The 24,021-nt window shown below is 44.9% G+C and carries 20 protein-coding genes; all 20 read right to left on the reverse strand.

Translation table 11 applies throughout. The features are described from left to right. Nucleotides 1–12: 12 nt before the first annotated feature. Entirely contained in the window at nucleotides 13–855 is an 843-nt protein-coding gene (gene dat, locus HYR79_02285; protein MBI1820515.1) for a D-amino-acid transaminase, read from the reverse strand. Nucleotides 856–910: 55 nt separating this feature from the next. After that, entirely contained in the window at nucleotides 911–1,558 is a 648-nt protein-coding gene (locus tag HYR79_02290; GenBank protein ID MBI1820516.1) for a class I SAM-dependent methyltransferase, read from the reverse strand. Then, the gene (locus HYR79_02295) at nucleotides 1,555–3,708 is read right to left on the reverse strand and encodes a bifunctional (p)ppGpp synthetase/guanosine-3',5'-bis(diphosphate) 3'-pyrophosphohydrolase (GenBank protein MBI1820517.1); all 2,154 of its coding nucleotides are present in this window, start codon (nucleotides 3,706–3,708) and stop codon (nucleotides 1,555–1,557) included. The genes HYR79_02290 and HYR79_02295 overlap by 4 nt, the downstream gene beginning before the upstream one ends. An 86-nt stretch (nucleotides 3,709–3,794) precedes the next feature. Next, nucleotides 3,795–4,952, reverse strand: a complete 1,158-nt coding sequence (locus HYR79_02300) for a response regulator (GenBank protein MBI1820518.1) — start codon at nucleotides 4,950–4,952, stop codon at nucleotides 3,795–3,797. 47 nt (nucleotides 4,953–4,999) lie between these two features. Further along, the gene (locus tag HYR79_02305; protein ID MBI1820519.1) at nucleotides 5,000–8,545 is read right to left on the reverse strand and encodes a response regulator; all 3,546 of its coding nucleotides are present in this window, start codon (nucleotides 8,543–8,545) and stop codon (nucleotides 5,000–5,002) included. Continuing rightward, nucleotides 8,545–10,086, reverse strand: a complete 1,542-nt coding sequence (locus HYR79_02310) for a PilZ domain-containing protein (GenBank protein ID MBI1820520.1) — start codon at nucleotides 10,084–10,086, stop codon at nucleotides 8,545–8,547. The genes HYR79_02305 and HYR79_02310 overlap by 1 nt, the downstream gene beginning before the upstream one ends. Before the next feature lie 365 nt (nucleotides 10,087–10,451). Beyond that, nucleotides 10,452–12,122 carry a dihydroxy-acid dehydratase gene (gene ilvD / locus HYR79_02315; GenBank protein MBI1820521.1) on the reverse strand — a complete coding sequence of 557 codons (1,671 nt, stop codon included), beginning with the start codon at nucleotides 12,120–12,122 and terminating at the stop codon, nucleotides 10,452–10,454. A 41-nt stretch (nucleotides 12,123–12,163) separates the two neighbouring features. Next, entirely contained in the window at nucleotides 12,164–12,493 is a 330-nt protein-coding gene (locus tag HYR79_02320; protein ID MBI1820522.1) for a glutaredoxin, read from the reverse strand. A 145-nt stretch (nucleotides 12,494–12,638) separates the two neighbouring features. Next, nucleotides 12,639–12,884, reverse strand: a complete 246-nt coding sequence (locus tag HYR79_02325; protein MBI1820523.1) for a BolA family transcriptional regulator — start codon at nucleotides 12,882–12,884, stop codon at nucleotides 12,639–12,641. Nucleotides 12,885–13,351: 467 nt separating this feature from the next. Continuing rightward, nucleotides 13,352–13,897 carry an HPF/RaiA family ribosome-associated protein gene (locus HYR79_02330; GenBank protein MBI1820524.1) on the reverse strand — a complete coding sequence of 182 codons (546 nt, stop codon included), beginning with the start codon at nucleotides 13,895–13,897 and terminating at the stop codon, nucleotides 13,352–13,354. A gap of 26 nt (nucleotides 13,898–13,923) precedes the next feature. After that, nucleotides 13,924–14,373 (reverse strand): Hsp20/alpha crystallin family protein, encoded by a 450-nt coding sequence (locus tag HYR79_02335; GenBank protein ID MBI1820525.1) that lies wholly within the window; start codon nucleotides 14,371–14,373, stop codon nucleotides 13,924–13,926. 363 nt (nucleotides 14,374–14,736) lie between these two features. Then, complete coding sequence (locus HYR79_02340; protein ID MBI1820526.1) at nucleotides 14,737–15,855, reverse strand: ABC transporter permease; 1,119 nt, start codon at nucleotides 15,853–15,855, stop codon at nucleotides 14,737–14,739. Further along, nucleotides 15,855–16,967 (reverse strand): ABC transporter permease, encoded by a 1,113-nt coding sequence (locus HYR79_02345; GenBank protein MBI1820527.1) that lies wholly within the window; start codon nucleotides 16,965–16,967, stop codon nucleotides 15,855–15,857. Before HYR79_02345 ends, HYR79_02340 begins: the two co-directional genes overlap by 1 nt. 15 nt (nucleotides 16,968–16,982) lie before the next feature. Further along, nucleotides 16,983–17,933, reverse strand: a complete 951-nt coding sequence (locus HYR79_02350; GenBank protein MBI1820528.1) for an ABC transporter ATP-binding protein — start codon at nucleotides 17,931–17,933, stop codon at nucleotides 16,983–16,985. Beyond that, a complete protein-coding gene (locus tag HYR79_02355) occupies nucleotides 17,926–18,870 on the reverse strand; it encodes an ABC transporter ATP-binding protein (protein ID MBI1820529.1) in 945 nt (314 codons plus the stop codon). Before HYR79_02355 ends, HYR79_02350 begins: the two co-directional genes overlap by 8 nt. Next, nucleotides 18,857–19,858, reverse strand: coding sequence for an efflux RND transporter periplasmic adaptor subunit (locus HYR79_02360; GenBank protein ID MBI1820530.1), 1,002 nt, complete (start codon nucleotides 19,856–19,858; stop codon nucleotides 18,857–18,859). The genes HYR79_02355 and HYR79_02360 overlap by 14 nt, the downstream gene beginning before the upstream one ends. Continuing rightward, nucleotides 19,855–21,201 carry a TolC family protein gene (locus HYR79_02365; GenBank protein MBI1820531.1) on the reverse strand — a complete coding sequence of 449 codons (1,347 nt, stop codon included), beginning with the start codon at nucleotides 21,199–21,201 and terminating at the stop codon, nucleotides 19,855–19,857. Before HYR79_02365 ends, HYR79_02360 begins: the two co-directional genes overlap by 4 nt. A 43-nt stretch (nucleotides 21,202–21,244) precedes the next feature. Next, a complete protein-coding gene (locus HYR79_02370) occupies nucleotides 21,245–22,720 on the reverse strand; it encodes a cation:proton antiporter (protein ID MBI1820532.1) in 1,476 nt (491 codons plus the stop codon). A gap of 161 nt (nucleotides 22,721–22,881) precedes the next feature. Continuing rightward, nucleotides 22,882–23,853 (reverse strand): ankyrin repeat domain-containing protein, encoded by a 972-nt coding sequence (locus HYR79_02375; protein MBI1820533.1) that lies wholly within the window; start codon nucleotides 23,851–23,853, stop codon nucleotides 22,882–22,884. A gap of 37 nt (nucleotides 23,854–23,890) precedes the next feature. Then, nucleotides 23,891–24,021, reverse strand: a 131-nt coding sequence (locus tag HYR79_02380; GenBank protein ID MBI1820534.1) for a helix-turn-helix transcriptional regulator, incomplete at its 5' end; no start/stop codon positions are given.

Below are 24,021 nucleotides of genomic sequence, written 5' to 3' on the forward strand. Positions count from 1 at the left end.
ACCAATGAAAAATCAAGCCAGAGTAAGGGCCTGAAATTCCTTTATCAGCGTTTGAGTCATGCCCGCCGGAATCCCATTGCCGATCTGTTTTCCGTCGACTTTGACGACCGGAACAATTTCGATGGTCGTTCCGCTGATAAAGGCTTCATCAGCCTGATAAAGCTCCTGAACGAAAATATCCCTTTCCAGCACTTTAAAGGTTAAAGAACGGGCAAGACTTAAAACAAGGTCTCTGGTAACACCGGGTAGAATAAAATGACTGAGAGGAGCAGTGATTAAGGTGTCGTTCTTAATCATGAAAAAATTACTGATCGATCCCTCGGTCACTCGCTGATTCCGGATCATTAAAGCCTCGTACACCCCCGCTTTTTTAGCTTTTTGCTGGGCAAGAACGTTTGGAAGAAGATTCAGCGATTTAATATCGCAGCGTCCCCAGCGTAAATCTTCCGTGGTGATTATCTCAACTCCTCTTTGCGTCAAAACCGGCGAGAGGGGATGCAGTTCCAGTACCGTAATTAAAAAAGTTGGCTGAATTTTAACCGGAAACGGGTGGCTCCTCTCCGCAAGTCCCCGGGTCATTTGAATATATATTTTGGCCATCGGGTATTGGGATCTTGAAAAAGCCTCCTGAATCCATCGCTGAATTTCATTTAAAGATACCGGAAGCGGAAGCTCAATTTCTGAAGCGCTCTTCTCAAACCGTTTTAAATGTTCTTCAAGATGAAAAACCTTCCCGTTATAACTGCGAATAACCTCGTAAACACCGTCTCCGAACTGGAATCCCCGGTCGTTAATTGAGATCCTGGCGTCTTCGAGCTTAAGAAATTGACCGTTGATAAAATAAATATCGGACAAACCGTTTCCCCTTTTTCATACAGGGCAGGCACAGGGGCCTGCCCCTACAATGACGCTATTTTTTTCTCATCAGGACGTGGAAAAATTCATGAATTCCCTCTTTTTCCTCCAGGAGCCTCATCATATCAAAGTCCGCGCCAAAAAGAATCGGAAATTCTGATTGGTTGAAAAATCGGTCATAATGCCCCTTATGCGTCAGCCAGTCCCGGGTCCGTTTTTCTCCTGGATAATGCTTATACCCGGTTGAAAAACAGGATAGAATATAAAATCCTCCCGGTTTCAGCATTTTTAAAAGAATGCCTAAATAAATTTTAAAGTCTCTTTTTCGAATATGATGGAGACAACCGTAATCGAGGATGACATCGAAGTTTTGGGGTGAAAAGGGGAGATTAAAGATATCCCCGGCGAGAAAATAAGGTCCGCCGGATTTCTCTCCACTGGCTTCGCGGATTCGGAGCAAGGCTTTTTTCAACGCCTGAGGTTGATAGTCGACACCAAACGAGATAAAACCGTTCTCTTGAAAGAGAGCGGAATGGCGCCCTTCTCCGCACCCCATATCAAGCATTTTTCCAGACGGGAGATTTCTCTTGATAATAGATAAAAATTCATTAACCTGGGGAGTGGGGTTGGAATTCGGCCATGGGGTTTTCTCCTTCTCATAGGCCGTTTTAAAATAAGCCTTCTGACTCTGGTACAAATTCATGAGCCGCGGACCCGGCGAACCTGGACGACGCTATCCACTTTTTCGATATTTTTAAAAACCCTGTCCAAATGCTGGATATTCTTAATTTCAATAATAAAGATCAAACTGGCTTTTTTATTTTCGGCGGAGGTCGTAATTTCAGCATGGGTGATATTAGCTTCCGAAGAGGCGATGGCCTGAGAAACGCTGGCCAGAATTCCAGGCTTATCCACCGTTAAGACCGAAATTTTAACCGGATAGGTTGAATCGGTTTTAGTTTCCCAATCGACGTCGACAATTCGTTCTTTGTCATAATCCAGTTCGTCAATATTCGGACATTCCACGGAATGAATCGACAATCCCCTTCCGCGGGTTATAAAACCGATGATCGGATCGCCCGGAACGGCATTACAACACTTGGAAATATGAATTAAAATATCATTCATCCCTGTGATCTTAACGCCTTGTTTCTCCATGCCGAGTTTCTGAACTAATTTATCTTTTAGCCCTTCTTTAAAAGAGGCCTCGGGAAGAAGTTTTTGGATGACCTGGTGAGGCGAAATTCTGCCGTATCCTAACGAAACCCACAATTCTTCTAAAGATAAAACGCCCAGTTCTTTTAATATGGTTTGAAACATATCTGCTTTTAAGATTGAGGCAGGGCTTAAATGATTTCTTCTTAACTCTTTTTCGAGGAGTTTTTTACCGATTTCCAGGCTTCGCTTGCGCTCTTCAACGGAAATCCAATGCTTGATTTTCGTTTTAGCTCTTGGTGTTTTAACCCACTTCAACCAATCCTTATTCGGAAGCTGGGTTGGAGAAGTGATAATCTGAACCATGTCGCCGTTCCTCAACTCATATCGAAGAGGCACGATCTTGCCGTTTACTTTTGCACCGGCGCAGTGATCGCCGACTTCGGTATGAATGCTGTAGGCAAAATCGACCGGCGTTGACCCCTTGACTAACTCTTTGACCGCGCCCTTGGGGGTAAACACATAAACCTCTTCCGTAAAGAGATCCATCTTTACGGAATTCATGAATTCCCGGTTATCGGAAAGATCCTGCTGCCATTCCACTAACTGCCTTAACCAGGCAAAAACAGCATCATTTTTCTCGTCAAAACTCCCTTTTTCTTTATACTTCCAATGAGCGGCGATCCCTTCTTCAGCGAGTTGATGCATTTCAGCAGTTCTAATCTGAAACTCCACCCGCTCGCCCCGCGGTCCAATCACCGTAGTATGAAGAGATTGGTAAAGGTTCGATTTTGGCACGCCGATATAGTCCTTAAACCGACCGGGCACCGGTCTCCATAGGGAATGGATTAAACCTAAAATGGCATAACAATTAAATTTGGTATCGGTAATAATCCGAATTGCCGCAAGATCAAAAACCTCTTCAAAGGAAATACCATTTTTTTCCATTTTTTGGTAAATGCTGAAGATATGCTTGGACCGTCCGGTCACCTCGGCTGAAAAGTGATTTTCCTTTAAATTTTTATTAATGCTTTCAATGACTTCTTTGACAAAAGCGTCCCGGTCTTCCTTTTTCTTCGCAATTTTTTTCACCAGGCTGAAATAAATATCGGGCTTTAAATACCGGAGACACAGATCCTCAAATTCCCCTTTCATCCATCCGATACCCAACCGATTTGCAAGAGGAGCATAAATCTCTAATGTTTCTCTGGCTATCCGGTTTTGTTTTTCTTCGGGAAGAAACTCCAGGGTTCGCATATTATGCAGTCGATCGGCGAGCTTGATTAAGATGACCCGAATATCCTTCGACATGGATAACAACATTTTTCTAAAGTTCTCAGCCTGCTTTTCCTCGTCGCTATAAAAATTAATTTTCCCAATCTTGGTCACCCCTTCTACCAGATAGGCCACTGCCGCCCCAAACTCCTGCGCCACCTCTTCCTGGGTCAGGGTCGTATCTTCTACCGTGTCATGTAACAGCCCGGCGACGATGGAGGGGACGTCAAGCCGAAGCTGGGTCAGGATGAGGGCCACTTCAAGTGGATGCTCCACATAGGGTTTTCCCGATTTTCGGATCTGTCCCTGGTGAGCTCCCAACGAACGTTCGTAGGCCTTTTTAATCAAAGCCACATCAGATTTCGGACTATATTCCAAAACTTTATCAACGATTTCTTGTACTTGAATGCCCGCTCTTAACATATAAAAATTATAACATCTTTAAAAAACAAAGGCCATGGATGAATTTTGACGGGCTCGCGAAAATCGGCGGGTTTTTTTAAGGGATTTTAACGGGGATTTTTGCGTCTTTCATGTTTTTCCGGGTCGACCGGAAGTTGAATGATAAAGGTTGTTCCTTTTGATAAAACAGATTTGACATTAATGAATCCCCGATGCTTGTCAATGATGTCATGGCAGGTCATCAAGCCTAAACCGGTTCCGGCTTCTTTGGTGGTAAAAAATGGATTAAACAGTTTTTCCATATTTTCTTCGGAAATTCCAATGCCCGTATCGGAAATGGAGAACTGGACGAAATTTTCATCCAGGTTTGCCGTTTTTATTGTGATAAACCCTTCAGAAGCAGCATGGATGGCATTTAAAATTAAATTAATTATCACCTGTTTCATTTTTTCAATATCGAGGGAAATAAGGGGCAACGCTGAGATAAACTCTCCCTTGATCAACAACTTTTTCTTCGCCGCCTCTTTTTCCAAAAGAACAATCGTTTCTTTAATTAATTTGTTTAAATCTGTTTTTACAAGGAATAACCGGGTTTCTTTTTTATTTTTCGCATAAGTCAATAATTTAGAAACGATTTTTCGAATCCTGATGACATCTTTGGTCGCAACCTTATGAAACGTGTCCCAAAAATCGGGATCGGCTTCCGTCCTTTTCTTAGGCGCCATTTCCAGAAAAGTTTGAATGGCGACAAGAGGGTTGTTGATTTCATGCGCCATTCCTGCCGCGAGAATCCCGATGGCCTCCAACCGGTTCATTCTGGCCATTTTCTGCATCGTTCCAACTTTTTCAGAATAAAGACCGTCCCTCTCTTTAATCAGAAAATATCTCTCGATTCCGCTCTTTAAATATTGTTTAAGTTGACTCGGTTCATACGGCTTTTCAACGTATTGATACACCTGGCCAAGATTAACGGCATTGATGAGGGTCTTCAAATCGGTAAAAGCCGTCATCAGCATTCTAATGATATCCGGCCGTTTTTCCATGACCTTTCGCAAAAGTTCGATACCTGTCATTTTGGGCATTCTTTGATCTGTTAAAATCAAGACGATTTCCGGATGGCGGTCAATCAGGTCAAGGGCTTCGTCCCCTTGCGTGGCGGTAAAAACGGTAAACTCTTTTTCGAAATATTTTTTTAAACTGCTGACGGCCAGATCCTCATCATCCACGAAAAGAATCGGATACTGTTTGAAATCGATTTCAGTCATTTTTATAACCCTTGCAGGGTGTTAAAAAAGCAACCCGTCAAAGAAAATTAAAGGCTAGATTGAACGGACTGCTCGTTTGGAAGAAAATCAGGCTTAGGCTGGCTGACCGGCAACTGAATGATCATTTCGGTGCCAACATTTTCCTGGCTTTTTACGGATATAAAGCCATGGTGGGCTTGAACGACCTGATAAGCAAGGAAAAGGCCCAGACCCATCCCTTCTCCCACGTCTCTCATCGTGAAAAATGGTTCAAACAAATGTTCGAGTTTCTCTTTTTTAATTCCTTTGCCACGATCTTTAATTGAGATAAATACTTTTTCTCCTGGTTCTTCCCAGGTCTTAATCGACACCGGGCCCGCCCCTTCTGTGGCTTTTAAAGCATTATCCATGATCACTTCCAAAGATTGGGTTAACAAAACAGGGATCGCTTCGATGAGAGTTTCAACATGAAAATCTTTTTTAAAAATCGTTTCTTTATCCGTTGATAACCCTCCGGTTCTATCTAAGACTAAGAGCTGTCCCGCCAGGCGGGTAATTAAATTATTGATATTGACCGGCTCAAAATCAAGAGAACGGTTCCCTTCAAAGATTCGCAGACGGCCCACGACATGTTGAATGCGATCCAGCCCCTTTTTGACAATTTCAAGGGCCAGATCGGCTGATCCCATTAATTCGGACACTTCTTCCCGATGGGCTTCTAAATTCGAATCGGCCGCGATGGTCTTTAATTGATCAAGGGCTTCGGAAATTGTCTGCCAGGAGGTCTTCGTAAAACTAATCGGATTATTAATTTCATGAATCACACCCGCTACCATTACCGCCATTGCCGCCATTTTTTTTGTTTGAGCGTTTTCTTTTTCCAGCGCCTTTAATTGAAGAAGCGACCTTACCCTGGCTTTTAACTCTTCGGCATTAAAAGGTTTTGAGAGATACTCATTCGCTCCCGCTTCAAGGCCTTCGATTTTGCATGAAACATCAGACTTCGCGGTCAAGAGGATAACGGGAATATGACGGGTTTCTTTATCTGTTTTAACCTCCCGGCAAAGCTGATACCCGTCCTTTAAAGGCATCATTAAATCAGAGATGATCATGTCCGGCTTAAAGAGTTTAATCTTTTCAATTCCCTCAACTCCATTTTTGGCGGTTAAAATGAGATGGTCATCCTTAAGAATAAAGCGAATATAGGCCTGCATTTCCAGGTTATCTTCGACAATTAAAATTTGATATTTTTTATTTCCATTCTCAACCGGCGTTTCCTGTATTTCCTCCGGTTTTGATAAATCAGGCGATTGGTACAAAGCGTTTATAGAGAGCGATTTGGTTAAATCGACGTTCCGGCGTTTTTCCGCGTTCTCAAAATCCTTGACCCTCCGGTCGATTGGGTACCCGCCCTCCTCAATATTCGCAACGACCGGCAGGAGACAAACAAAAGTCGACCCCTTTCCCTCTTCGCTTTCCACCCAAATTTTTCCTTCATGAAGCTCTACAAATTCCTTACAAAGAGCAAGCCCAAGGCCGGTTCCCTGGTATTTTCGAATTGAGGAGCTATTTACCTGTGTAAACCTTTCAAACACTTTTTCTCGAAAACTTTCAGGAATACCGATCCCCGTATCCTTCACTCTGATTTCAATTTTTCCTTCTTTTTGGGCTAAAGACACTTCAACAAGGCCATCTGGATCTGTAAATTTCAAAGCATTTGAAATTAAATTAATTAAAACTCTTTCGATTTTTTCCCTGTCAAAATAAAATTCAGGAAGGGGGAATTTGGCCAAAAAGGTTAACTTAATATTTTTCTTATCAGCCATTAAGGCAAGAGAAGAGACAATGCCCTGGGTAATCAGGCTTAAATCATATTTGTTTTTAAATAACTCCATTTTACCTGCATCTGTTTTTGCCAGATCAAGGAGTCCATTAATGAGATTCAATAAACGGAACCCGTTCGTTTTTACCATCATCAGGTTTTTTTCAAGGGCGGGAGAAAGTTCGCCATAATCTTTATTCAAAGCCATCTCGACCGGCAGAAGGATCAACGTCAACGGCGTGCGGAGTTCATGGTTCACATTGGCAAAAAATTCGGTCTTAAATTGATCCAGTTCTTTTAATTTTTCATAAGACTCTTCTAGTTCCTTTTTACGTTCAGCTAATTCACTGGTCCGTTCATCGACTTTCTGTTCCAGTTCAATAGACCATTGTTTTAGCTCTTTAGACATTTTATTGACATTGTCATAAAGCAAAGAGTTACTGAGCGCAATTGAGGCTTCGGTCTTTAAATTGGATAAAAAGTCTATATCCACTTTCGAAAAAGACTTTAAGTTATCTTTTTCTCCCAAATTGATAGCACCTATTAATTTTCCATCATGAATTAAAGGAAGGACAATTTTCGCGTCAAATTTTTGAAAATAAGATTTTGCCACTTGACGAATGGGTTCAAATTTTGGGTTTAACTCTATCTCTTCCCATTCAATCACCCCGTCCAGTTTTCTAATACAGGACAAACAAGGGTCATCCAATTGAAGTTTTTCTTCGGCTCCAATCACCTTAAAATTCTGATTCTTATCATCCAAAACGATAATCGTTATTCTGGAAACATAAAGCGCTTCTTTTATTTTGGTAGCAATTTTTGCGATTAAAAGATCAAGGTTTTTTAATGCCGCAAGCTCCCGCACCAATCCTTGAATAATTGCCTGCATATCATATTTTCGCCGATGAAAAATATTATCAATGCGAGGCTGAATACCTTTTACATAAGGAATTAATAAAATAGCAAGGACCCCAACCAGCAAGCCATGTTGAAGTGGGGACAAGGTTTGTATTACACCATGCCCGAAATAAAACCCGATTCCAACTGGAATTAAAACCAATGAAGACATACCAAGCCACATCGCTGTTTTATGGACAACTGTCCGAATATCCATTAATTGATATCGGACAATCGCATAAGTAGTTGCTCCAACATAAATGGGAACAGCATAAGTACCGTATTCATTTAAAATAGGCACTTTTAGATCAAATACCAATAAAAAGTTAGAACTTCCCCCTATATAACCAAAAATAGAACTCCAGAAAAGATATCCCATCTGTATTTTTTTCGACGGTGAATTTGATTTTTTATAAGCGTCAAAAAGTTTAAAATTCCCATAAATTACACAAAAAGCAAAAAAGAAAAGCATGGGAATATATAAAGGCCCGGGAATTATCATAAAATTAATATCGGTTCTTGGAACAACCTTGGAAATCAAAAGGGGAGTAAAACAAAGAAAACTAAAAAACATACTTAAACCATAAAAAGTAAGTATTTTCAAAAAGGAAAATCTCAGCTGTAAAAGAATGGTGACGAAATGAACAAAAAGAGTTGGAATAAAGAAAGCGCCAAATTCCGCTAATCTCCCAAGTATTAATGCACTTTTTTGATCGGAACTTGACGTAATCGAAGCCTCAAGAAAACTCCACCAGGAGAGGGAAAAACAGTAGAAAAAGAAAATTAAACCCAGGGATCTGTTTTTTGTTTTAGATAAAACGAAAAGGCCTAGAAGGAATGTAGTAAAAGAGGTTAAATACAACCCCCCCAATAAATGATAAAGAAAAGTATTCATCAAAATCTTAGCCCTACAATTCCAATGCTAAAACCAGCGGCCACACCAAGAAATAATATTTTATCTTCAGGTTTTACCCTATTGGCTTTAATTGCTTCACAAACAGCAACTGGCATACTTGCGGTGGCAAGATTTCCATATTTTGGGAATGTCCAAAAAAGTTTCTCGGGAGCAATCCCTAAGGTTTTATGATATAAATTTTCGGTTAATGTAACTGGAATTTGATGTGGGAAAACCATATCAATTGAGGAAACTGACCAACCAAGTTGATTTGTGATTTCCTCAATTCCCTGAGGAACACATTTTATTGCTGCTTTTTCCAGATCTAATCCTTCAGATCGAAAGAATTTATTATGGGAATTAAAACCCTCTAACGTCCCTGCTAAAGCTAATCTCCAATAAGAACTTTCCGTAGAAAACCATCGTCCTTGGATTCCCCTATTTTCTCCTGTTTTAGTCCGGCTCATTACGGCCGCTCCTCCGGCATCTCCAATCGTGTATGAAAAAATGTTTAATTTAAAATCCTTCTTAGTCTTAGGTGCCCAATCTATGGCTATTGAAATTTTTTCCCCGGACACCACTATGCCATTCTCACATCGGCCGGAAGATATCAAGCTATCCAACAAATCTATAGCAGAGACAAAACCATTACAAGCATTGGTTAAATCAAAAGAATAAGCATTTTTTGCCCCAATTTTATCTTGAACCACAACCGCTGTTGCCGGTTCATCGAAATCTTTTGAAATTCCGCAGAAAATAATAACATCTAGATCCATCGGGTCCATACCTGCATTCTTTAAAGCCTCTTCTGCCGCGAGCGCAGCTAAATCGGAGGGATAAACATCTGAATCTGCATACCGTCTGGATTTTATTCCCGTGAGAGCTTCAACTACTTCGCCTACGTTTTTATATCCCTTGGCATTAACCCTTAGGTTAATATCCTTTGCTAGAATTTCATTAGAAGGGAGAAAGGATCCCCATCCTATAAATTTAGAAGTGTGAGCGGAAGAACGGCGAGACTGTTTAGATTTTCCCTCTAGCTTTGAGGTATCATCCAATTTCTTTTGGGAAATGATAATATTTAAAACAGATTGATCTTTAGTGTATGGGTTTTGTTTTAGTTCTTTTACGGCAAAATCCAATATTTTTTGTTCCCATTCCCGAATCTCAGAAAATTTAATCCCAATTGAATTTCCGCGACAAGAAACAATAAGCCCTGATATATTCAAATTACACACATTTCCAAATGAAAATTGAAGCGTTATCGGAGTGTCTATCCTTAATTTCATGTCACAGATTACAAGAAGGCCTGTCGGACTGATATCATGTGTATATCCTCGTATCTCTTTTTCTTCTATCTGTAAACTTACGGGAATTTTAAAAACTTCCCGCTCATGGCTACGAACTTGAGAAGATAACCGCCGCCGATCCTCAGAAACAACCATTTCCTGCCCTCTTTGCTCCGTTTTTCTACGATCATTGAACTCAACATTGGTATTCTGCTTTCGTCGCTCATAGTTTTTACCATTTTTAGATGCCATATATTCTTTTTCCTCTTATCAGATTACTAATACCAATCAGTTGACAAAAAAATTAAAATTGCAAAATAAAAAAATGTAATGATAAAAAAGGTGAGATAGGATTCTGCCGAGACTTCTTTTTTTTGATGAAAAAAGAACATAATTCCTTACTTCAAATAAGAACTTAAACCGGACTAACAAAAATGTAGGCTATTTAAATAAACTCCTTAAAGAATATCAAAAACCTTTGATTTGTCAAACAAAATCAAGGCATTTTACTTTTAAAATTTTAAAAAATTAGAAAATTTTAGATGGAAGGTTAAATTTTTGTTTCTCAATTTGTAACAAAAAAATACAAAATCCGTCAGCCGGTTTAAACAAAACAATTACCCTGTGGTGGCGCCTGTTGCCGCAGATGAAACCAGCCTGGCATATTTCGCCATCACACCGCTTTTATAGCGGGGCGGCGGAGGACTCCAGGATTTCAACCGGTTTTTGATCTCTTCTCCGGTCAAGTTTACACGCAGTTCTCTTTTTGCGATGTCAAACGTAACGATATCGCCATCCCGCAGGGCGGCAATCGGCCCGCCGCAAGCGGCCTCAGGAGCGACATGCCCGACCATAAGGCCGCGGGTGGCCCCGGAAAATCTCCCGTCGGTCAATAAAGCTACGGAATCTCCCAGGCCTGCTCCCATAAGAGCGCTGGTCACGCCTAACATTTCGCGCATTCCGGGTCCTCCGACCGGACCTTCGTATCGAATCGCTACCACGTCGCCAGCCTTGATCTCCCCTTTTTGAACCGCCTTAAACGCGTCTTCTTCGCGATCAAACACACGAACGGGTCCTTCGTGAAAAAGTCTTTCGTAGCCCACCAGTTTCACCACAGAACCTTCCGGGGAAAGATTTCCTTTTAAAATCACCAGTCCTCCGGTTTTTTTAATCGGGTCTGAAAGCGGATGAACCACCTTTTGTCCGGGCGTCTCTTTAGCCTGACGAACTTCATCCCCAATGGTTCGACCGGTAACCGTCATTTCATCAGGATGAAGAATTCCTCCATCCAATAACCTCTTGCCGACCAGGGTTATTCCACCGGCCTGGTAAAGATCGTTTGCGACAAACCGTCCTCCCGGCTTCAAATCAACAAGTAAAGGAGTTCTTGAACTAATATCCTCAAAGTCTTCAATTTTTAAGGGAATTCCGGCCTCTTTGGCAATCGCAAGAAGGTGAAGAACGCCGTTGGTCGAACCTCCGGTTGTCGCGATAGAAGAGATCGCATTTTCAATCGAATGGCGTTTAATAATCTGGCTCGGCCGAATATTATTCTTAACCATTTCCATAACGGTGATCCCGGCCTTAAAAGCCACTTCATCTTTTTTAGGATCCATCGCGGGAACGCTTCCACTTCCGGCCGGCGAGATTCCCATAATTTCCATCGCGGTAGCCATCGTATTGGCCGTAAACTGGCCCCCGCAGGCGCCTGCACCAGGACAGGCGGTTTCTTCAATTTCTTTTAATTCCTGATCGCTTATTTTCCCTTTTCCATGCGCCCCTACTGCCTCAAAGACATCTTGAATGGTAATATCCTTATCGTGATAATGACCGGGCATAATCGACCCGCCATAAAGCATGAGCGAGGGCACATTCAGCCGAATCAAAGCCATCACGGTTCCGGGAATGGTTTTATCACAGCCGGAAAGGGCAACGACGCCGTCAAACATATTCCCCCGGCCTACCAATTCAATGGAATCGGCAATAACCTCCCGGCTGATAAGAGACGTTTTCATCCCTTCTGTTCCCATGGTAATTCCGTCGGAAATGGTAATGGTGTTAAATTCCATCGGGGTTCCCCCGGCGGCCCGGACACCTTCCTTTACTTTCTCTGCAAGACGTCTCAGGTGGTAGTTACAAGGTCCGACTTCTGTCCAGGTATTGGCAATTCCAATAATCGGACGATCCAGGTCCTTATCGGTAAAACCAACGGACTTTAACATCGCCCGAGAAGGAGCTCTGTCCGTGCCTTCTAAAATCACCCGGCTGTTTTTATTTTCTTTTGACATTGTTAAACCTTTACTTTAAGTAACACTTTAAATGTGACCGTTTAAGTTATTTTACCAAATGACTTATCTAAAAGAGGTTTAACCTCCCCCTTTTTTTCCATTTCATCCAATATATCTGTATCACCATAAAACTCCCCATTAATAAAAACCTTGGGAAGGGTGGGCCAATTGGTCATTTGTGAAAGCAAGGTCCTCTTTTCCGGACTTCTTAAAACATCAACCACTTCAAAAGGATAACCATATTTGCTGAAAAATTTAATCGTTTCCATGGTAAAACCACACTGGGGCATCCCCTTGGTTCCTTTTCCATAAATTAAAATTTTATTTTCAGCAATTTCTTTTTTAATTTCCTGTTCGATTGAATTTTCCATTTTTAATTTTGCTCCTTTGTTTTTTTTATTGAGACTCACGCCTACCTGCGGCAGTGCATCCCATCCCACATAGCTTGCTCGCGAGCAGTTCTGCAGCAAAGCTATGTTTTAAAAGCTTATGTCCGCTGTAAAAACGCTCCCAGAGCTAGCTCGGACGCTCCTCAGGCGTATAAGATTTAATTTCAAGTGCATGAATTCTGCCATCTTTCATTGGCTCATCTAAAGCTTGATACACAAACCGCTGCCGGTCTAACAGATTTTTTCCTTTAAAACCATTAGAAATAATGGACACTTTAAAATGATCCATGGTTCCTGTTCGATCCACGACCTCGACAACCGCATCAGGCATTATTTTGCGGATAAAAGAGGTTAATGTCTCTTGACTAATCATGTTTGATACTCGTTATTTAAAGGATTCCAGAAAGATGCTGTTATCTTGGTTATTATACTTTAAACGGTCGGTTCAGTTCAATTCCTAACTTAACTTTCGTCCATAAAACCGGGACCAAGGCCAGGGGAGGGGGTTGGAGGAATGGGGCGTACGCCAACAACCCTTTACTAGACAAACCACCTGCCTGAAACGCGTTTCATGAGCGCTTCAGGCCATTGCAATCACGACAGAGGAGAAATAACGGGAGACGTTTTGACCCGTGACGGAAACTCCCTCCTCTGGCCTGAAAAGACGGCTATTTTAAAAAACTGGGGGTGGGTAAGGTTGATCTCAAGAAAATAAAAATTTAATAAAGACGTTACGGTAAACTTCGGTGGGTTGGAAAAACGTTCATTCCAGGAGACGAATCCCCTGAAATGAACGGGTTTTAGTGATGACATTTTTACTTGAAATGACACATTTGACGGTCAGTGGAGCCTTCCCAGAACCTGGACGGTGCTTGCCTGAGGCCCCTTTTCTCCCAGTTCTTCCACGAAACGGACATCAGATCCAACTTTCAAATGCTCAAAATTTCCATTTGAAACGCTGTTACGATGGAAATAAACTTCGCGTCCGTCATGGGTTTCAATAAACCCATATCCTTTTTCTGGAAAGAGGCGAATAACCTGGGCGACCGGCAACACCTCTCCGTGGGTCTTCACAACGCCCCGCTGACGCCGGTCAAATTCTTCCAGTTGACGCCGCGCGGCGTCAAAGGCGTCCCGAATGGAAACATAGACATCCTCATGCGCTTCCCGCCTGATAATGAACTCCTTGCCTGGAACGGTCAAATCAATCCGGACGTTGTATAACACCCCCTTCTGCTGGTGTCGGTGAGGAGCATCTACCACCACCCGGCAACCGGTAATGTTAGGATAAAGAGAATCAAGATTCGCCGCCTTTTCCCGAATATCTATCTCAGCCGCCTCGGAAAGCGAGAGATTGTGGACAGTGATCTGTAATGGTATTTTCATTAATAACCTCCTCCCTAAAGGGTCGATCAGGTTACCTTCACCTCCACCGTTTTTGGTTTCAATTTTTCCGATTTGGGGAGGTGAATATTCAATACGCCTTCTTTAAATTCGGCTGAAACCTGATTCTCGTCCGCATCACCGGGAATCGTAAAACTCCGTTCGAAACATCCATACGAACGTTCAATCCGATGAACCTTTTTCCCTTTTTCTTCTTTCTCCTGATGGCGCTCTCCCTGAAGGGTCAGCACACCATCCTGGACTGAAACCTTAACCTCCTCTTTCTTCAGCTCAGGCAACTCGGCCTGAATCAAATACTCCTTCTCTGTTTCACTAATATCGACCACTGGCACCCAATCCACCAGTGTGAGAGCTTCTTTGTCCCCTACGCGCCGGGGCAACGTTCCGCTAAAAATATTTTTTAGCCGATCGGAGACCTCGGCAATTTCCTTAAATGGATCCCATCGCACGAGATTCATATGAATTTCTCCTTTGTCACGGAATAAGTTTGCCTTCAGGAGAAAGTCCGTTTCTTAACTCCCATGGCAAATTGAAATTAAGTGAAAAGATGATCATACTCTAAAAAACTGCAACCACCATGCCATACAACGGGAGGAATCAAAGACTTCAAATAATTTAAAAAATATTATTAAATAATCATGAGTTATGAGACTTTTATCGTCCCTCTATACCCTATGTAAACGCTTCCACTGTCGATCTAAAAACCAAACATGTCTAAAAAATTAGACAGGGAAAAGAAGAATAGGGGATTGCCTTTGATTTTAAAAGAGATTTTTACCTGTCTAATCCAATAGACGGCTGTTTTTCCTTTTTGCCGCCTTTTACACAGCCTTTTTTTTAAACCTCAGGGCCGAAAACCAGAGGGTCGCGACCCCCATGATTAAAAGAATCGTATACTGCGGCCATAGCTCCAGCAGACCCGTCCCTTTCAGAAAAATTCCCCGAACGATTTCCAGGTAATGGCGCACCGGATTCAAAAGAGTCAGCCAGCGGAAAAAATCGGGCATGCTGGAAACAGGGAACATAAACCCGGAAAGAAGAACGGCTGGTTGAAAAAAGAGAAAACTCGTCATAAAAGCTTCTTGCTGGGTATTCGAAATGGTAGAGATAAACAATCCAATTCCCAGGGCTGGAAGAATATAAAGAATGCTCGCGAAAAACAGGTTAAAAAAATTTCCTTCAAACGGAATCCTGAACCAGAGGAGTGCGACTGCGGTCACAAGGGTCATATCGGCCAGGCTGATTATGGCGAAGGGAATGGTTTTGCCTGTGATCAGTTCACCCGCCGTCAAGGGGCTAACAAGAATCTGTTCCAGGGTTCCGATTTCCCGCTCGCGCACAATGGCGAGCGAAGTCAAGAGAAGGCAGACCAGCAGGATGATAATCCCCACAACCGCCGGCACATAATAATTCCGGCTGACGAGAGAAGGATTATACCACGCCCGCTCCCGCAAATCGATCGTCAACGGCCTCTCTACGACCCCAAACCGGTTTCCATAGTTCTGCACAATCCGCTCGGCATACGAACGGGCAACCATCGCTGTGTTGGAGTTGGTTCCATCAAATAAAAGCTGGATCTCCGCTCCACTTCTCTCCTCCAGCCGCTTTGTAAAATCAACGGGGATTTCTACGCCCATCATCGCGTCTCCGTAGTCCAGCGCCTTAACGATATCAGAAGGTTTGTCGGATCGCCCAACCACCTTGAAAAAGCCTGAAACGGTCAAGGCCTCAACGACCTCTCTTGAAAACCGGCTCGGGTCGTGATCCACAACAAAAACCGGCGTATTTCGAATATCGGTCGAAACCGCATAACCGAAAATAACCAGTTGAATGATCGGCGCTACGAAAATCAGCCGGGCTAAACGGGGATCCCTGAAAATCTGCCGGAACTCCTTCCAGACCAATTGCCATACCCGATCAAACTTATTTGAAATGCCCATTAAAGTTCCTTCTTAAAAAATCGGATGGCCAGGAGAATCCCCAATAAAGCAAAAACGACCATGAGAAATCCCTGGAGCCGGAGCACCTCCAGGCCAACCCCCTTGAGGAAAATTCCCCGGGTGACCACCAAAAAATAACGGGCTGGAATGAAGTAGGTAATCATCTGAAGCGCCTTCGGCATTACATTAATGGCATACATGAATCCGGAAAGAAGAAAAGCCGGGAGAAACGTGAGCACCATGGCTAATTGCGTCGCCAGCAGTTGGGACCGTGCCACGGCGGAAATAAACATTCCCAAACCCAGAGCCCCTGTCAAAAAACAAAGGGTTAAAACCATGAATAAAAGAGAATTTCCACGAAACGGGACCTCAAAGAGAAAGACACCCAAAACCGTACAGAGAAGGACATCGACCAAACCGATTAATAGATACGGAAGAAGTTTTCCCAGCACGACCTCTGCCCGCGAGACAGGGGTAGCGGCCAGCTGTTCCATGGTTCCCCTTTCCCATTCCCGGGCAATGGTGAGCGAGGTCAACATCGCCGCGATAATCATCATAATCACAGCAACCAGTCCGGGCACAATCATGTTCCTGCTAAGGAGCTCTTCGTTGTACCAGATCCGGCTTTCCGTTATGATGAGGGGTTGAAAGGTCGTTCCTTGCGCTTCGAAATTTGGAGAAAAGGCCCTTACAATCGCCTGGGTATAAGCGAGAACAACCGTCGCCGTATTGGCATCGCTTCCGTCGACCAGGGCCTGAAGTTTAGCGCCCTCTCCCGTCCCGAATTTTTCCTCAAAATCAGGAGGAATAATAAGGACGATCGCAACCTGGCCGCGGTCTAATAAAGAGGAGACTTCAGATTCCCGGCTGAGAGTCCTGACAATTGAAAAATACCCGGAGGATTGAAAAGAATCCAAAAGCTCCCGGCTGAGCGCAGAATGGTCTTGATCCAGGACCGCCGTCCGAACGTCTTTAATATCCCAGCTAATCGCATATCCAAATAAAATTAAAAGAAATACCGGTAGAAGAAAGGCAAGAATCAGGCTCCTTTTGTCTCTGCGAAGCTGGAGGATCTCTTTACGCGTAATGGCCAACAAACGGGTCATATTCAACATTTCAAAGCTCCATCAACCCAGACGGGCGCCCCCTTCTTTTTGAACGAGACAGACAAAAACATCTTCCAAAGAGGGGGTTATTTTCTCCATTTGATTCACCGTGATCCCATGGGCAGAAAGCTGAAGGGGGATTGAATCGATCACCCGGGAGGGGTCTTCAACCGTCACATGAAGAGCTCGTCCAAAAAGAGCCGCCTCCTTAATCCCGGGGGACCCCTGGAGGAGTTTTACAGCCCCCAGGTCATCGCCCGTTCGTAATTCGAAAATCTGTCCGCTCATACCGGCCCGAAGTTGATCGGGCGATCCCAAGGCAATCAGTTTTCCCCGGTTCATCAGGGCAAGCCGGTGGCAATATTCAGCCTCTTCCAGGTAATGGGTGCTGACCAGGGTCGTGGTTCCCTCCCCGGCGAGGAGATCAATCAGGTCCCAGAACCGTCGTCGCGAAACGGGGTCTACGCCGGAGGTTGGCTCGTCAAGAAAAAGGATTTTCGGTTCGTGTAAGACGGCGCAACCGAGAGCCAAACGTTGTTTCCAGCCGAGGGGAAGGTCCCGGGTCATCCGATTCCGATGTTCGGTCAGACCGGCCATTTCCAGCACCCAATCGCGTCTTGCCGATCGGTTTTCTCTGGCCACTCCGTTTAATCCTGAGAAAAACGCGATATTTTCTTCTACCGTGAGGTCGCCATACAACGAAAAAAGCTGGGACATATAGCCGATGCTCCGTTTAATGGCTTCCGTTTCTTTACCCAGGGTAAATCCAGAAACGCTGCCGGTTCCACGGGTGGGATGCAGAAGACCTGTCAGCATCTTTATGATCGTGGTCTTCCCGGCGCCATTGGGACCCAGGAAACCGAAAATCTCCCCGGTTCGAACGTGAAAGGTCACGTTGTCGACAGCCGTGAAACTTCCAAAGAGTTTCGTTAATCCTTCAACCGACACAGATTTATTTTCTAACTCAGGCATTTTTCTTCTTCATTTTTTCAACATGATCGATAAAAACATCCTCCATGGTCGGAACCGAAACCCGTTGATCCAGAATTGGAATGCCCGCCTGGCGGAGGACGGCTTCTATTTCCGGGCCGCTTTCCTCAAAAGATTTGACTGTGATATGGAGCCGTTCCCCAAAAATAGCCACACGCCTCGCCTGCGGGAGTTTTTCGATAATAGTCCGGGCCTCCCGCACATTTTCCACTTTCAACTTAATCACTTCCCCTTCCAAACCTTTCTGCATCGCCTCGGGCGAATCCATCGTCAGTATCCGCCCCTCCTGTAAAAGGACAACCCGGTCGAAACGTTCCGCTTCATCCATATAGGCGGTGCTGATAATGGCTGTTACCCCCCCGGCAACCATGTCATGAACGAACAGCCAGAGATCTCTTCTCGAAATCGGGTCTACGCCAAAGGTCGGCTCGTCCAGCAAAAGGAGTTTCGGCTGGTGAATCAGCGCGCACGAGAGCCCCAGCTTTTGTTTCATTCCGCCAGAAAGTTGTCCCGCAAGACGGTCTTTAAACGGTTTCAGATTTGAAAAAGAAAAGAGCCTCTCCATCCGCGCGCCGCGCTCGGCCCTGGAAACCTGATAGAGGTCAGCATAAAAGATCAGGTTTTCCAAAACGGTCAGATCGTGATAAAGACCAAACCGTTGAGACATGTAGGCAATCTCGTGTTTGACCCTTTCGGAGTCATGGACGACGCTAAAACCACCGATCATGGCATCCCCCGAGGTGGGTCTTAAAACTCCCGCCAGCATCCTCAAAGTGGTTGTCTTTCCCGCTCCATCCGGTCCAACAAGGCCGAATAGCTCTCCCTGATTGACGTTAAAGGTCAGATGATCCACCGCGACATTGCTTTCGAAGTTGCGCGAAAGCTGATCGATTTGGACGAAGGGTTTATCCTGCATCATGCCCATTCAGGTGAACATCAACAGGCAAGCCCGGTTTCAGTTCAAAGGCAGGATCATTTTTAATGCGTACCTTTACGGCGTAAACCAATTTGACCCGCTCTTCAACGGTTTGAACCGTCTTGGGGGTAAACTCAGCTTCCGAGGAAATATAAGTCACCTCTCCCTGATACCTTTTCTTCGGGAAGGTGTCTGCGGAGAGGGTAACCGGCTGACCGATTTTAACGATTCCCATCCGATATTCAGGAATATAAATTTTCGCCCAACGGTCGTCGGGATTCATTAAAGTGATAATGGGCGATCCAGCCGGAACGATTTCACCCGATTCATGGTGGCGAACGGTCACCAACCCGTCAAAGGGGGCAACAATCACCATATTGGCCAACACCGCCTCAGCCAGGCTTACCGCCGCTTCAGCCTGTTTTAACTGCGCCTTTTGAGCTTCAATTTTTTCCTTTCGAGGACCCGATTCCAACATTTTCAGCTGTTCCCCAGCCTGCGCATTCTGGCTCTTCGCCAAATCGAGCGCAAATTTTGCCTTATCGAAAGCCTCCTGGCTAATTGCTCCCCCGTCGAAAAGCTGTTTGGCCCGGTCAAAATCTCTTTGAGCATCTTTGACTTTATCCAAAGAGGCTGAAAATCCCGACCTTCCCTGGGAAACTTCTTCCCGTCGAAAACCCCTTTCAAGCTCCCGAAGCATTGCGCGGGCGCCGGCAACCTGGGCAACGGCCTGTTGGCGGCGGGCTTCGGCCTCGGTCCGGTCGAGATACCCCAGCTCCATCCCTTTTTTTACCGTTTCCCCCTCTTTGACAGTAAGGGTTTCAATCCGGCCCGGCACCTGAAACCCGAGCTTTGCGTCAGTCGCTTCCACAACCCCTGATACCACCAGTTCATTGGGTCCCAGGCCTTGCCGCTTAATAAAATATCCAACCGCCAGCCCGATAAGAAGAACACCCGGCACCAGGAGGATCATTCTCTTTTTTTTGTTCATGGCAAGTCCTTTACGGTTTCAGTCAACCAGCGAAGATTAAGATGTCCTGTCACATGTCTCAATTCCACATAGGCTGAAATTTCACTATAACGTGTTTCGATCAGATTATTACGCGCGACCAGAAGATCAGTCTCTGCGTTGAGGTAATCTGTTTCTGTCACAGAACCCGTTTCCAACTGCAATTTTTCAATTCGAGCCACCTCTTCCAATCGCTCTACCGAAGTCTCCAGGCTTTCCACCCGGGCATGGGCTTCTTCGATGGCAGAAACGGCCCGGTCGATCTCCTGTTGGGTCTGAATTTCTGCCAGCCTGAGCCGCTCTAAGGCATTTTGTTTCACCGCTTCGGCCCTGGCCATTTCCAGCCGGATGGCTCCACCGTTAAAGAGAACATAAGACAATTGCGCTCCTGCCTGCCATTCCACCGCTTTTTCGCTTTGACTGCTCCCAAAATATAAATAGTTGCCGACGAGATTAAGGTCCGGCCAACGCCCTCCCCTCGCCGCTCCCAAACCAGCGTCAGCAATTTCTATTTTATGCCTCTGCTTTACCGACAGACTCGACTGTCCCCCCTCTTTTTTTAAATTTTCTTGAGGATCAAGAAACGGGTTTGAAAGCCCGACCGGAACCAATTTTGAATATTTTATTTCTTCAAGTGAAACATTAAGAAGATGGCTTAACTCCTTATTAGATAGATTTAATTTCTCTATGTTTTTAACCTGATCGGCCTGAGCATTTGCTATGGAGGCCTGAACTTTAAGGATATCCACCCGGGGCGAACGGCCAGCTTTGTAAAACTGCTGAACCCGGGAAAGTTCCGCTTTAAGTGCGTTTATCCGTTGGTTGTGGCCTTCAAGAATTTTCTGATTGGTCAGGATGGCCAGGTAGGTTGAAACCACCCGCGCGATGACGTCCTGGATTACGACGCTAAGATCGGTATCGGCAGAATCCAACTGGGCGCGGGCCTGTTGAACCCTTGCATTGCGTACCCCGCCATCAAAGAGCAAATAGTTAACCATTAAACCTCCCTGATACAGCGTTTGATCAAACTGCGGAACCTGGGAAAGGCCAAAACTGTGCAGAGGGGTCACGATCATCGGCTTTTCAAACTGCGTGGCTGAAGCGTTTAACTTGACCAGAGGCAGATACGTTGCCGAGTTTATCCCCAGCGTTGCTTCTGCTTCTTGATGGCTGGCTCTCGACGCCCGGATAGCGGGATATTCTTCTAACGCCCGACTCACCGCCTTCGAAAGAGTCAGGGAGGAATCGGCGCCTTCGGGAAACGCCGTTTTAGAAACACTTAAAAAAAAGATCAGGATGATCAAGAGGGAACAAGAATACTTCATTCGAACTCACAGGTTGCTTTAGATGGGCTCTTCTATGAAACGCTCATTTCGGAAGCTCCCCTTTCCGCAATGCGGTATAACTGTCTTGCCGAATTTTATCGATCATATCCTGAATAACTTTGTCCCCAAAATGATACTTTTTTAAAACCCGCGAAAAAATTTCAATCGAGGTTTCGAACTCCTCCGGAATAACTTCGTCGGCGCCCAGCACCTTCAGGTCATCAACCTCGGCAACATATTTTGTCCTGACGATAATATAAATCTCCCGGTTCTCAAGCCTCGCGGTTGAAACAATCCGCCGTGTAGAAGCAGGATCTGATATGGCCACGACAAGAAGCCTGGCTTTCTCGATCCCCAGCTTATGGAGAATCTCTTGACTCGTCCCATCGCCATAATAGATCGGCTCTCCCTTGTGTTTCTTTTCTCTCACAGTATCGCTGTTCATTTCAAGGATCACATAAGGAATCTCAGACTCTTTCAAAACCCGGGCAAGGTTCCTTCCATTAAGCCCGAATCCGATAATAATGACATGGCCCTCTTTTTTTCGCGGAAAACGGTCATCTTTAGGAATTTTCTTCAGCCGGGTAAGACCCCTCAAAACAGGCCGTGACGCGATCCAACCGGAGACGGAAGGTGCCACGGTCATGATAAAGGGGGTTGCGATCATAGTTACCACCGAAGAGGAGAGAAATAACTGGTAAAACTCCTCTGAGATGATGCCTAATTCCTTTCCGGCTATGGCAAGAACAAATGAAAATTCTCCAATTTGGAAAATGCCGAGGGCAGAGTGCATCGAAGTCCTCAAAGGGGTTCCAATCATTAACGCAGAGGCGGTACCGGTTACGAACTTAAGCAGAAAAATCGAAATAACCGTAATAATAATTTGCGAAAGATTGTGGGTCATGTAGCCGAAATCCATTAACATTCCGACCGATACAAAAAATAAACCGATAAAGCTGTTTTTAAACGGAAGGATATCTGCCGTAGCCTGATGGGCGTATTCTGACTCTGAAATGGCAAGCCCGGCCAGAAACGCTCCAAGCGAAAGCGAAAGTCCAAAACTTGAAGTCAAAAGAGGAATACCGAGACAGAGCAGGATAATCATCGTCATGAAGAGTTCCCGGCTTCCGGAAGAGACAACGTGATGGAGCAACTTTGGAACAACCCATTTGGCTGAAAAAAGGATGATCCCGATGATCATCATCGCCTTTCCCAATTTCAATAACAGGTTGGTATAATTGACTTCCTCTCCTGAGAGAACCGGCGTAAGGAGCATGAGAGGCACCACACAGAGATCTTGAAATATCAATATCCCGGTCATGATACGGCCATGGGGAGAATCCATCGCTCCCTTTTCAGAAAGCATCTTCAGAACGATCGCGGTACTGCTTAAGGCGATGATAAAACCGAGAAAAATAGATTGATAAATGTTGCCGGTCGCCCAATAAGCAATGGCCGCAGATAAGGTAATGGTCAGAAAGACCTGAGCGCCGCCTCCGACAATCACCGCCTTCTTCATTTTGGAAAGGTTTGCGACTGAAAACTCAATACCAATGGTGAAGCGGAAACACCAAAAATAATGACCAGCGAACTTAAAAACTCAAATTCCATCAAGAGCCTCAAGACAGGTAGGAAAATTCTCCTTTTTCTGAGCCTGTGTGATATTGACCATTGTTCATTCTATTCAATTCCGCCATGTTGCTTAAGGAGATCAAACACTTCCGGATTTCCGCCTGTGACAGCCTCATCCATAGGGGTCTCCCCGTTATTATTCCTCGCATTGATATCTGCCTTAAAGGATAATAAAAGCTGGATGATTTTCTTGTCGGTCCACCCCGCGGCCTTATGAAGAGGGGTATCTCCATCATTATCTCTGGCATTGACATCCGCCTTGCGAGCCAAAAGGAGACTTACCATCCTTTCATGTCCTCCTGCAGCCGCCCAATGCAGGGGAGTGGTTCCATCATGATCTCTGGCGTTAATATCCGCCTTGTGACTTAAAAGGAGCTCTGCAACCTCCTTCACGTTCCACCCTGCCGCCCGATGAAGCGCTGTTCCGCCATCTTTATCTCTGGTGTTGACATCCGCACCATGGGCTAATAATAGCGCAACGACTTCCTGGTGCCCTCCTCCGGCGGCCCAGTGCAATGGAGTGGTTCCGTCTTTATCCCGGGCATCTACTTCTGCATGATGTTTCAAAAGGAGTTCAACCACCCCTTTTTGAGCCCATCCCGCCGCCCGATGAAGCGGAGTCGTCCGATTTTTATCCCGGGCGTTGACTTCTGCCCGATGCGTTAACAAAAGTTCTACAACTTCCTGGTGCCCTCCTCCGGCGGCCCAGTGAAGCGGCGTATCTTCCTCGTTATCTCTGACATTCACCTCCGCATGATGGGCCAAAAGAATTTTTACAATCCTGGGATGACCGGCCCCGGCCGCCCGGTGGAGCGGAGTATTCCCTTCCTGATCCCCGGCATTAACGTCCGCCCCTTTGTTTAATAGCTCTATGACACGTTTTTCGTCCCCCACCGCTGCCGCCTTCTCCAGCGTAATTTCTCCTCCATCTTTTCCTAAATCCACGGAAAGAGCCCAGCTCGATCCCAATAGCAATATTCCCAGTATTAAAACAACAACCAGACAGAACGATCTTTTCATTTTTTCTCCTTGATTATTTTTCGCATGGGGTAGAGGGTCAGGTCTTTATTATTGAATTTTCCATCTTATTCCCATTGACAATCCGGCTAACGGAAGAGTAATGCATCTCCAAATAATCTGCAACCTCCCTCTGACTGTATCCATACTCTTCCACCGCTTTCCGGATGA

This window comes from Nitrospirota bacterium (genome assembly GCA_016178585.1).
Lineage (GTDB): Bacteria > Nitrospirota > Nitrospiria > JACQBW01 > JACQBW01 > JACOTA01.

Excerpts from the sequence above, each read along its gene's own strand:
- HYR79_02290 (MBI1820516.1), bottom strand. The coding sequence starts at position 1,558 with ATGAATTTGTACCAGAGTCAGAAGGCTTATTTTAAAACGGCCTATGAG.
- HYR79_02295 (MBI1820517.1), bottom strand. The coding sequence starts at position 3,708 with ATGTTAAGAGCGGGCATTCAAGTACAAGAAATCGTTGATAAAGTTTTG.
- HYR79_02300 (MBI1820518.1), bottom strand. The coding sequence starts at position 4,952 with ATGACTGAAATCGATTTCAAACAGTATCCGATTCTTTTCGTGGATGAT.
- HYR79_02305 (MBI1820519.1), bottom strand. The coding sequence starts at position 8,545 with ATGAATACTTTTCTTTATCATTTATTGGGGGGGTTGTATTTAACCTCT.
- HYR79_02310 (MBI1820520.1), bottom strand. The coding sequence starts at position 10,086 with ATGGCATCTAAAAATGGTAAAAACTATGAGCGACGAAAGCAGAATACC.
- ilvD (MBI1820521.1), bottom strand. The coding sequence starts at position 12,122 with ATGTCAAAAGAAAATAAAAACAGCCGGGTGATTTTAGAAGGCACGGAC.
- HYR79_02320 (MBI1820522.1), bottom strand. The coding sequence starts at position 12,493 with ATGGAAAATTCAATCGAACAGGAAATTAAAAAAGAAATTGCTGAAAAT.
- HYR79_02325 (MBI1820523.1), bottom strand. The coding sequence starts at position 12,884 with ATGATTAGTCAAGAGACATTAACCTCTTTTATCCGCAAAATAATGCCT.
- HYR79_02330 (MBI1820524.1), bottom strand. The coding sequence starts at position 13,897 with ATGAAAATACCATTACAGATCACTGTCCACAATCTCTCGCTTTCCGAG.
- HYR79_02335 (MBI1820525.1), bottom strand. The coding sequence starts at position 14,373 with ATGAATCTCGTGCGATGGGATCCATTTAAGGAAATTGCCGAGGTCTCC.
- HYR79_02340 (MBI1820526.1), bottom strand. The coding sequence starts at position 15,855 with ATGGGCATTTCAAATAAGTTTGATCGGGTATGGCAATTGGTCTGGAAG.
- HYR79_02350 (MBI1820528.1), bottom strand. The coding sequence starts at position 17,933 with ATGCCTGAGTTAGAAAATAAATCTGTGTCGGTTGAAGGATTAACGAAA.
- HYR79_02355 (MBI1820529.1), bottom strand. The coding sequence starts at position 18,870 with ATGATGCAGGATAAACCCTTCGTCCAAATCGATCAGCTTTCGCGCAAC.
- HYR79_02360 (MBI1820530.1), bottom strand. The coding sequence starts at position 19,858 with ATGAACAAAAAAAAGAGAATGATCCTCCTGGTGCCGGGTGTTCTTCTT.
- HYR79_02365 (MBI1820531.1), bottom strand. The coding sequence starts at position 21,201 with ATGAAGTATTCTTGTTCCCTCTTGATCATCCTGATCTTTTTTTTAAGT.
- HYR79_02370 (MBI1820532.1), bottom strand. The coding sequence starts at position 22,720 with ATGAAGAAGGCGGTGATTGTCGGAGGCGGCGCTCAGGTCTTTCTGACC.
- HYR79_02375 (MBI1820533.1), bottom strand. The coding sequence starts at position 23,853 with ATGAAAAGATCGTTCTGTCTGGTTGTTGTTTTAATACTGGGAATATTG.